Raw genomic sequence first — 9085 nt, 5'->3', positions numbered from 1 at the left:
CACCACCGCGCGGGCGTCGGCATCGTCAGATAGCGGCGCGCCCGTCCACATCGTGTGCTTGACGCCGCGAATGCTCGGGTGGTCGGGATGAACCACGTCGACGGTCTCATTCACCGCGGTTTGCATCTGTCGTCCCCAGTCGAGCAACTGCTCCGGCGAGAAGTGATGACAGCCCGGAAAGTTCGCCTGCACCTCGACGATCGGATAGAAGTTTCCGCCGTATGCAATATCGACAACCAGTTTGCCGAAATGCGGGTGCTGAATCTCGATGTCACGATGAAGGAGGAAGCTTGGCACATTCGTGAAACGGACGGATGTGACATGACCTCCGTGCATCTGGTACTTCGCTTTCAATGTTCCCGCGGGCACATCCACGATGACCGTGCCGGGTGACTTCGGATGAATCAGACCCGCTTCCAGAGCGAACGAGATGGACCCGATGGACGCATGTCCGCACATCGGTAAGCAACCGGAGGTCTCGATGAAAAGGAGACTCATGTCCGCATCCGCGGAGAGTGGCGGATAAAGGATAGTCCCGGACATGTGCGCATGGCCGCGCGGTTCAAGCATCAACGCACGACGAATCCAATCATGGCCTTCCACGAAGACCTTCCGTCGCTTCTCCATGGTGGCGCCGGTGAGCGACGGTGCGCCGTCGATCACCATGCGTACGGGCATGCCCTCGGTATGTCCTTCGATGCTCTTGAAGCTGTGGGTGCTCATTGCGAGGCCTTGAAAAGATGCCGGCGGAGTGCGCCGCCGGCTCCGCGTTACGCTTGAGAGGCTTCGAAGACTTTGCGGAAGTCAGCCTTTTCCTGCTCCGTCAGTGGCTGCAGAGGCATGCGTGCCGCGCCAACCTTGAAACCCGCGAGTTCGCAGCCGTACTTGACCTTCTGCACGAACTTGCCAGCTTCCATCGTCGCCATGACCGGGAAAAGCGAGCGCATCACGTCCTGGGCGCCGCGAATGTCGCCTGCGGAGAACTTGTTGTAAAAGTCCACCACCGGTTTGACGAAGCAGTTCGCCGGACCGCAAATCCAGCTGCTTGCGCCCCACAGGAAGAAGTCGAGGGCCTGGTCGTCGGAGCCACAAGACAGTTGGTAGTTGTCCTTGTACTTCTCGCCAATTTCAATTGCACGCAGAAGGTTGCCGCTGCTTTCCTTGATGCCGATAACGCGCGGGTGGTCCTTGAACGCATCCAGCACACCAAAGCCCACCTCCACATTCGTACGAACCGGATAGTTGTAGAGGATGATATCGACGTCCGGCACCGCCTTCAGAATGGCTTCGTAGTGACCGATGAGCTCTTCCTGCGATGGCAGTGCGTAGTACGGCGGAGCGATCAGGACGTTCTTGTAGCCCGCGTCGCGGACCAGTTGCGTTTGCTCGATGACTTCCCGCGTGCAAGAGCCATTCGCTCCGCCGATGAGCATGCCGCGGTCACCCACGACCTCGAGGACCGTCTTTAGAATTGCGCGCCGCTCGTCATGCGCGAGAGCATAGTATTCGCCGGTCGAGCCAAGCGGCACGAACCCGGTTACTCCCGCCTTGAGCTGAAACTCGAGAATGTTTGCCAGGACGTCGTGGTCGACAGCGCCGGAAGCGTTGAACGGCGTGACCAGTGCGGGCAGGATGCCTTTCATCTGCATGTGTTTCTCCACTTTAAGAAGGATAGGTTTGGTTAGTAGGCGAAGCGCCTGAGGAATCGGGACTCGACGACGCCGACGAGGCGCGTAAGCGGAAAAGCCACCAGGAAGTAAATAATCGCGACCGTCGTCAGAAACTCGACCGGTTTTGCCGTGCTATTCGAGATGTTCTGCCCGACGAACATGAGGTCCGCCACGCCAACCGAAGAGATCAGCGCACTTTCCTTGAACAGACTCACGACGTTCGAGAGCAGCGGCGGAATCGCGCGCAGCAGCGCTTGAGGAAAAATCACATAAAGAATTTTCGCTTGGGGCGTGAGGCTCAAAGCGGTACAAGCGTCGTGCTGTTCGGCGGAAATGGACTTCAATGCGCCTCGGAACGTCTCGCTGGTAATAGCTGCCATGTACAGCGTCAGGGAAATCACAACCGACACAAAGGGCGGTATATCGACCCGGAAGACGACCGGAAAACAGAAGAAGACCCAGAACAGCTGAATGAGCAGCGGTGTTCCGCGGAAAAACTCGACGTAGAGCGTCGTCGCGCTTTTGAGAAAGCGATTGGGCGACATGCGAAGCAGGCTCAGCACAAACCCGGCGAGACTTCCGATAACGGCACAGCTACTCGTAAACGCAACGGTAAGACCCAGTCCTTTGAGCAGAACCAGCCAGTACGGAAGAACAGCTGAGAAATCGAGGTGCATGGCATTCTCCTCAACGCTTGACTGCCAGGTCCTGACGCCGCTCGATCACATGGACGAGCTTTGCGATGGGCAGGGACAGGGCAAAGTAGATGAACGCGACGACCGTGTAGGTTTCAAGCGGCCGATAGGCTTCCGTCGCGAGGCTCTTGCCGACATACATCAGGTCAGCAACCGCGACGATGGCCACCAGCGCGCTCTGCTGCAGGCTGCCGATGCCGTTGGTCATGAGAACCGGCATGGCGCTGCGAAGCGCTTGAGGCAGCACGACATACAGGGTGCGTTGCCACGGCTTGAGGCCCAACGCGACGCATGCGTCGAGATGTTCCTTGGGAACAGCCTGAACGCCCGCACGATAGGCTTCGGCGTTGAACGCGGTCAGATTGAGACCGAGTGCGAGCACACCCATCAGGATGGGGTCGATGAAGACGTCGACCATCATCGGAATGCAGTAAAAGAACCAGACGATTTGCAGGAGCGCCGGCGTGCAGCGGAAAAACTCGATGAACAGTTGAGCCGGCCAACGCACCGCGACCCATCTGCTCATTGCCATCAGGCAGAGCAGGAAGCCGAGCACGAGACCCATGACGTTCGAGGCTACGGCAAGCTCGATGGTGACTCTGAGACCATCCAGCAGCGCGCCGAGACTGCCCTCGAGGAAGCGGAAGTCGAAGTGATAGTTCATAGCGGACCTCAGTCGAGATGCAGCACTTTCTCGAGGAATTCGCGCGTGCGTGCTTCCTTGGGGCACTTGAACATTTCGGCCGGAGCGCCCTGTTCGACGATTTTTCCGCCCGCGCAGAAGACCACGCGAGTGGCGATGTCGCGCGCGAAGTGCATGTCGTGAGTCACGATGATCATCGCCATCTTTTGTTCAGCGAGTTGAAGCATCACGTTCTGCACTTCGATGACCATCTCCGGGTCGAGGGCCGAGGTAACTTCGTCGAACAGCATCAGCTTGGGCTCGAGCATCAGGGCGCGCGCGATGGCCACGCGCTGCTTCTGGCCACCGGAGAGCTGGCTCGGGTATGCGTGGAGCTTGCTTTCGAGGCCGAGCCGGGCCAGATACTTGCGAGCCCGCTCGGTCGCTTCTGCTTTGGTGATGCCGCCGACCTTCATCGGGGCGAGGATGAGGTTCCCCAGGACGGACAGGTGCGGGAACAGCGTGTAGTGCTGGAACACCATGCCGACCTGCTTCTGCAGCCTGGTATCGATGCGCTTCGACTTGCCCGAGTCGGCTCCGTAAATGTAGGGCTTGCCCTGGAAACCAATCTGCCCGCTCTGGACGCCTTCCAAACCCATCATTACGCGAAGCAGCGAGCTCTTGCCGCTTCCGCTCGGTCCGATGATGACCAGCCTGTCGTCGGCGCGCATGTCGAGGTTCATGTGGTCCATGACGACCAGGTTCGGACCGTAGGATTTGTAGACGTCTCGAAACTGCACGAAATCGCCGAAGGTTGAGTTGGCTGATTCGAGCGCGCCCGACGGAATATCGGGTTGACTGACCAGAGGTTGCGAAGAAAGCATGGAATGTCTCCAGCTAACGCGCCCGTGGGCGCGTGGTGTGTGATTCGAAGAAACAGCGGCTGGCGGCCGTGCCAGCCGCGTGCGAAACCAGTACGGCTTGAAAACTGCGCGTTGAGGATCTTTCGACCTTGTTGAATTTCTGCGCAATTTCCGTGTCGCATTGCGCTTTCGAACTTATCGGAGTCGGATTGACGCGCGCTTTTGCAAACCTGCTCGACGCGGCGCGTTTCATCCGCGGACCACGTCGGTGGTGGAACTACTTGTTTGCGACCAGCATTGCGTGGACAGATACCTTGATAAGACTGTCGACTGCGCCGGACTTGACCTGTTCCTGCACGTATTTGTTGAGTACCGCGATGTCAGCAGCCGACGTCTCTTTCCGCACACCGAAGGCGACTTCCTGTTGCGCGAGCGGCGGCTGCGGATGAATGGCTGCGGCCCAGTCGGGATGCGCTTCCGTCAGAAGCATATTGGTGATGTTGGCGTCGGCCAGCAGATCGGCGCGCTTCGACATGAGGGCGAGGCGGGTTTCGTCATTGCCCGGCAATCGCATGATGCGCGCCTGCTTGAGCGCCGCCGAAATCGCCTTGTCCTGCGCGGAGCCTGACATGACAGCGACGGTTACCTCCGGCTTGTCGATATCCGCAATGGCTTGGGCATTCTTCGGAATCTTTGGATTGTTCTTGTTGTACGCAAACGAGACGTTGTAGTCCGTGGCAGGGGCGGAGAAGGAGATGGCTTTTTCGCGTTCCGGCGTGTCATTCAACGCCATCGACAGATCCCACTTGTCGGACTGCAAACCGGCGACGATGTTGTCCCACGTGGTATCGACGAACTCGACTTTCACCTTGAGCACGTTCTGCCCAAAGCTGCGACAAAGATCCGAAAAGAATCCGCTGTATTCGCCCGTCTTGGGGTCGCGCATGACATAGGGCGGAGCAATGGCTGCGCCGCAGCGGAGAACACCCGCCTTCCTGACACTTTGCCAGGTGCTGGCGTCATCGGCGTGAGCGGGGATGCCGGCAGCGAGAAGACCGGTTACAGCCAGGCACGTCAGGGCGTGCCGGGTGAAGCGAGCAAGCAGAACCATAATTACCTCCCGAAGTCATCGGTAAATCGTTGAATTAAACCCGACCACCACACATTCTTGCGCACTTTTGTGTGTGCATCGTTGTACGCAGACTAGGATGCGTGATCTGGACTGTCAACCAGGCGTTTATCCCTAGCCGCGAACGAAGCGACTGCTTCAAATGTCGCTCGGCCAGTAAGAACAAGGCTTGCGGGCGAATCGAGCAACCACCTCGCGCGTTGCGTAGTGGTTTGAGCTGAAATTGCAACAACAAATGGTTTTTGCAACTGCCTATATGTCAGTAGCATTCATGTTATTGCTGCATACAATTATGTGTGCATAACGTGGTGAATGAGACTCACTGCGGAGCAGACGCTATGCGAGTTATCGTTTTGGGGAGCGGAGTCGTCGGTGTGACGAGCGCGTTTTATCTTGCACGTGCGGGGCACGAGGTCACCGTCATCGACCGCGAACGAGGTCCCGCGCTGGAGACGAGTTTCGCGAACGCGGGGCAGATTTCGCCCGGCTACGCGGCGCCGTGGGCAGCGCCTGGCGTGCCGCTCAAAGCCGTGAAATGGATGTTTCAGAAGCACGCACCGCTCGCGATCCGCCCAGACGACGCAGACAAGCAGTTCCAGCTGCAGTGGATGTGGCAGATGCTGCAGAACTGCACGGCCGAACGTTATGCCATCAACAAAGCGCGGATGGTGCGCCTCGCCGAATACAGCCGGGACTGTCTGCAAGCACTACGCGCTGAGACCGGCATCCAGTACGAAGGTCGAACCGGCGGCACGCTTCAGGTTTTCCGGACTCAGCAACAGTTCGACGGCGCGGCGAAGGACATCGCTGTTCTCAAAGAGGCGAATGTCGCTTACGAGTTGTTGAGTGGAAGCGAGCTCGCTCGGGCGGAGCCCGCTCTGGCTGCTACGTCGCATAAATTGACTGGCGGCCTGCGCTTGCCCGGCGACGAAACCGGCGATTGCCAATTGTTCACGACGCGACTTGCGGCTCTTGCCGAGCAGGCGGGGGTGACTTTCCGCTACGACACGCTAGTGGATGGCCTCGTGGTCGAAGGCGGCAAGGTAGTGGGCGTGCGCCACGGTGCCAAACTGATTCATGCCGATGCTTTCGTGGTGGCTTTCGGGTCCTACTCGACGAACTTCCTGTCGGGAATCGTCAAGATTCCGGTTTATCCGCTCAAAGGCTATTCCATCACTGCGCCTATCGTTGATGAAGCGAAGGCTCCCGTCTCTACGGTGCTGGACGAGAGCTACAAAATCGCCATCACCCGCTTTGACAAGCGCATCCGCGTCGGCGGCATGGCTGAAATCGTCGGTTTCGACAAGCGTCTGCGCGAAGCCCGCCGCGAGACGCTGGAGATGTGCGTCAACGACCTGTTCCCGGGCGGCGGCGATACGGCCGACGCCACCTTCTGGACAGGACTGCGCCCAATGACGCCGGATGGTACGCCAATCGTCGGTCGCACCGCCCTGCCGAACCTTTTCCTGAATACAGGCCACGGAACGCTGGGGTGGACCATGTCGTGCGGTTCCGCGCAGCTTCTTGCGGACCTGATTTCAGGCCACGAGCCCGCTATCCAGCACGACGACCTGAACGTCTTCCGTTACGAGAAAGAGTCCCCTGCCCCGGCGGATTTCGCACTCAGCTAAGCGTTGACGCATCACAGCGCATAGACCTGCTTGAGCGCTCTTTCAGTGCGCTGCAGAAGCAACGCCTCGTCAAACCTCTTTCTTCTGATTCACAGCCATGCCACGTCCGATAAATGCCTATGTTCATCCCGACGCCGTAGAACACAACCTTCAGGTTGTCCAAAGAATGGCCCGGAAATCACAGGTCTGGGCCGTCGTAAAAGCGAACGCGTACGGGCACGGCATCGAGCGCGTCTTCCCCGGATTCAAGGCAGCAGACGGCATCGCACTGCTGGACCTCGAAGAGGCGGTTCGCATTCGAGAGCTCGGCTGAAAGAAGCCAGTCCTCCTTCTGGAGGGCGTTCTCTCTGAGAGCGACGTGAAGACGGCCGAGGAATTCGCGCTGACCGTCGCGATGCATTGCGACGAGCAGCGTCAATTGATTGTCGCCGCCAGGCCGAAGCGCCCCATCGACATTTATCTAAAGATGAACTCAGGCATGAACCGGCTCGGATTCGCTCCTGAGAAATATCGGGCAGCATGGGACCGGGCCCGCTCTTCCGATGGCATCGGCAACATTACGCTCATGACCCACTTCGCCAACGCTGATGAAGGCAGCGTCGATTGGCAACTTGAGCAGTTCGATGAGACAACACGTGACCTCCCCGGCCAGCGCAGCGTTTCGAATTCAGCCGCCGCGTTGTGGCATCCCAATGCCCACCGCGACTGGGTGCGGCCCGGCATCGTGCTCTACGGTGCGTCTCCTTCCGGGCAGTCGAAAGACACGAGGGATGTTCAGCTTCGAGCCTCCATGACGCTGCAAAGCGAACTCATCGGCATGCAGACCATGCGCGCAGGCGACACAGTGGGCTATGCCCGAGCCTACAAAGCAGAAGGCGACATGCGAATCGGCGTTGTCGCATGCGGATATGCCGACGGTTACCCGCGTCATGCTCCGACCGGCACACCTATATGTGTCGACGGCATCATGACACGCACCATCGGCCGCGTTTCGATGGACATGCTCACCGTTGATTTGACGCCGTGTCCGAATGCTCATATCGGCTCGAAGGTCGAGCTCTGGGGCGAGCGTGTCAAAGTCGATGACGTCGCGTCGTCGGCCGGCACCATTGGGTACGAGCTGATGTGCGCGCTGGCGCGTCGTGTTCCGATGTTGTTGAGTTCCTAGCGGAACTCACGCAACGGGCACCTGCCTTTCCATTGGAAAGATTGCGTTCTAGAAAAACGGGGACTTTGCTGTTGCCAACGCGACACTCTTTCAGGAGCAAGGCGGAAAGTGGCAGGTATTCGAAACCGCAGACGGAGGAAGCGTGGCCGTTGCAAAATAACTTATTTCCACTGAATCGAACGCCCGGAGCGCTGGGCCCCCGGCGTTCATCGATAAGAAGAAGACTCCTGTCGAGTTTGTGCCACGGTTGTTCCTTGCCTCGGCTGCACGTAACCGATCTTCACCTCGGCGGCGCTTCGCGAACAGAACACCGCGAGCCTTCAAACAACCTCATCCGCCAGAGCCAAGCCACGGCAAGGTTCTGAGGCACCAGGAAGAGGAGCATGACACGTTCAGGAGATTACCTACGAGCCGACCGCGGCGCTCACGACGATCTCCACCAGAACCTCTGGTGCACCCATCTCGCATTGCGCCGTCGCGCGAGTCGATGCCGCGCCCGGCGTCACCCACGCATCCCAGATTTCATTCATCGCCGCGAAGTCTGCCTTGATGTCCTTGAGCCAGATTTGAGCGGTCAGCAGGCGGCTTTTGTCAGTGCCAGCTTCAGCGAGAAATTTGTCGATACGCGCCAGTGTCTGGCGCATCTGACCGCGAATGTCCTGACTGCGGTCTTCGGCAGTCTGGCCGCCAAGAAACACGATCCCGTTGTACACCACGGCACTGCTGCGTCGGGCATTCGTGTTAATGCGAACGATGTCGCTCATACTTCTGTTCCTCTAAAAAAGGGGGTTAAACGTCATCCAACCTACCAAGGGGTATGGCTATTCAAGAGAAGTCGAATCGATCGCCTCGACGACTCGTTTATCACGCCGCTGCATGCGATACGTGCGGCCGACTGCTCGCTTCGTCCACCAACGGATAGAAGCAAGCGACAGACCGCGACGTACCCATCTGCTTGAGCGGAGGGAGTTGCGACGAACATTCGGGCTTTGCTCTGGCGCATCGCGGATGGAAGGTGCACCCGGACGGCAGATTCGTCGGCGCCGGAATCTCTCCCTGAATCTTGTTCAGGCTGATTCGCGCTTGCGGATCGGGCACGGGTGAGGAGTCTCGCAGGATGCGGCTATAGGGATGCAGCGGCCGGTCCAGCACTTCACCCGTCGGACCCTGCTCGATGATGCGTCCGAGGTACATCACGCAGACTGTGTCGCAGAAATGCCGGATCACACCTAGCAGGCTGTTGAATTTCGATCCCGCGTAAACGGGATCCTGGGGCCGAACGTTATGGATATTGTGTTCATGATCTT

At 58.7% G+C, this 9085-nt stretch carries 9 protein-coding genes and 1 pseudogene; 2 read left to right on the top strand and 8 right to left on the bottom strand.

Annotation, left to right across the window (positions count from 1 at the left end; translation table 11 throughout):
• The 6 genes from EVC45_RS42575 to EVC45_RS42550 all read right to left on the bottom strand — a co-directional run.
• A partial coding sequence (locus EVC45_RS42575) for a proline racemase family protein (RefSeq protein ID WP_129964085.1) occupies window positions 1-723 on the bottom strand: 723 nt, incomplete at its 3' end.
• Window positions 724-770: 47 nt separating this feature from the next.
• On the bottom strand, window positions 771-1649 hold the full coding sequence (gene dapA, locus EVC45_RS42570) for a 4-hydroxy-tetrahydrodipicolinate synthase (protein WP_129964084.1): 879 nt from the start codon (window positions 1647-1649) through the stop codon (window positions 771-773).
• Window positions 1650-1681: 32 nt separating this feature from the next.
• The gene (locus EVC45_RS42565; protein WP_129964083.1) at window positions 1682-2347 is read right to left on the bottom strand and encodes an amino acid ABC transporter permease; all 666 of its coding nucleotides are present in this window, start codon (window positions 2345-2347) and stop codon (window positions 1682-1684) included.
• 10 nt (window positions 2348-2357) lie between these two features.
• Window positions 2358-3029, bottom strand: a complete 672-nt coding sequence (locus EVC45_RS42560; RefSeq protein WP_129964082.1) for an amino acid ABC transporter permease — start codon at window positions 3027-3029, stop codon at window positions 2358-2360.
• 8 nt (window positions 3030-3037) lie between these two features.
• The gene (locus EVC45_RS42555; protein ID WP_129964081.1) at window positions 3038-3871 is read right to left on the bottom strand and encodes an amino acid ABC transporter ATP-binding protein; all 834 of its coding nucleotides are present in this window, start codon (window positions 3869-3871) and stop codon (window positions 3038-3040) included.
• Window positions 3872-4127: 256 nt separating this feature from the next.
• A complete protein-coding gene (locus tag EVC45_RS42550) occupies window positions 4128-4961 on the bottom strand; it encodes a transporter substrate-binding domain-containing protein (protein ID WP_129964080.1) in 834 nt (277 codons plus the stop codon).
• Between the two features lie 356 nt (window positions 4962-5317).
• On the opposite strand from EVC45_RS42550, the gene EVC45_RS42545 reads away from it, so the two are divergent.
• Together EVC45_RS42545 and alr are read left to right on the top strand one after the other, a co-directional pair.
• Entirely contained in the window at window positions 5318-6610 is a 1293-nt protein-coding gene (locus tag EVC45_RS42545; protein WP_129964079.1) for a D-amino acid dehydrogenase, read from the top strand.
• A 97-nt stretch (window positions 6611-6707) separates the two neighbouring features.
• Window positions 6708-7778, top strand: a pseudogene (gene alr, locus EVC45_RS42540) (alanine racemase).
• Between the two features lie 404 nt (window positions 7779-8182).
• Here the strand turns inward: alr and EVC45_RS42535 are convergent.
• Both EVC45_RS42535 and EVC45_RS42530 read right to left on the bottom strand, forming a co-directional pair.
• A complete protein-coding gene (locus tag EVC45_RS42535) occupies window positions 8183-8542 on the bottom strand; it encodes a RidA family protein (protein WP_129964078.1) in 360 nt (119 codons plus the stop codon).
• Window positions 8543-8642: 100 nt separating this feature from the next.
• Window positions 8643-9085 (bottom strand): ABC transporter ATP-binding protein (locus EVC45_RS42530; protein ID WP_248295491.1); only part of this gene is annotated, 443 nt, incomplete at its 5' end.

The organism is Paraburkholderia sp. UYCP14C, assembly GCF_004197395.1.
Taxonomy (GTDB): domain Bacteria; phylum Pseudomonadota; class Gammaproteobacteria; order Burkholderiales; family Burkholderiaceae; genus Paraburkholderia.
Note: the sequence above shows the minus strand (reverse complement) of the source record. Positions and strands in the feature narration are given on the sequence as shown.

Coding starts and splice junctions, on each gene's coding strand:
- dapA (WP_129964084.1), bottom strand. CDS start 1,649: ATGCAGATGAAAGGCATCCTGCCCGCACTGGTCACGCCGTTCAACGCT.
- EVC45_RS42565 (WP_129964083.1), bottom strand. CDS start 2,347: ATGCACCTCGATTTCTCAGCTGTTCTTCCGTACTGGCTGGTTCTGCTC.
- EVC45_RS42560 (WP_129964082.1), bottom strand. CDS start 3,029: ATGAACTATCACTTCGACTTCCGCTTCCTCGAGGGCAGTCTCGGCGCG.
- EVC45_RS42555 (WP_129964081.1), bottom strand. CDS start 3,871: ATGCTTTCTTCGCAACCTCTGGTCAGTCAACCCGATATTCCGTCGGGC.
- EVC45_RS42550 (WP_129964080.1), bottom strand. CDS start 4,961: ATGGTTCTGCTTGCTCGCTTCACCCGGCACGCCCTGACGTGCCTGGCT.
- EVC45_RS42545 (WP_129964079.1), top strand. CDS start 5,318: ATGCGAGTTATCGTTTTGGGGAGCGGAGTCGTCGGTGTGACGAGCGCG.
- EVC45_RS42535 (WP_129964078.1), bottom strand. CDS start 8,542: ATGAGCGACATCGTTCGCATTAACACGAATGCCCGACGCAGCAGTGCC.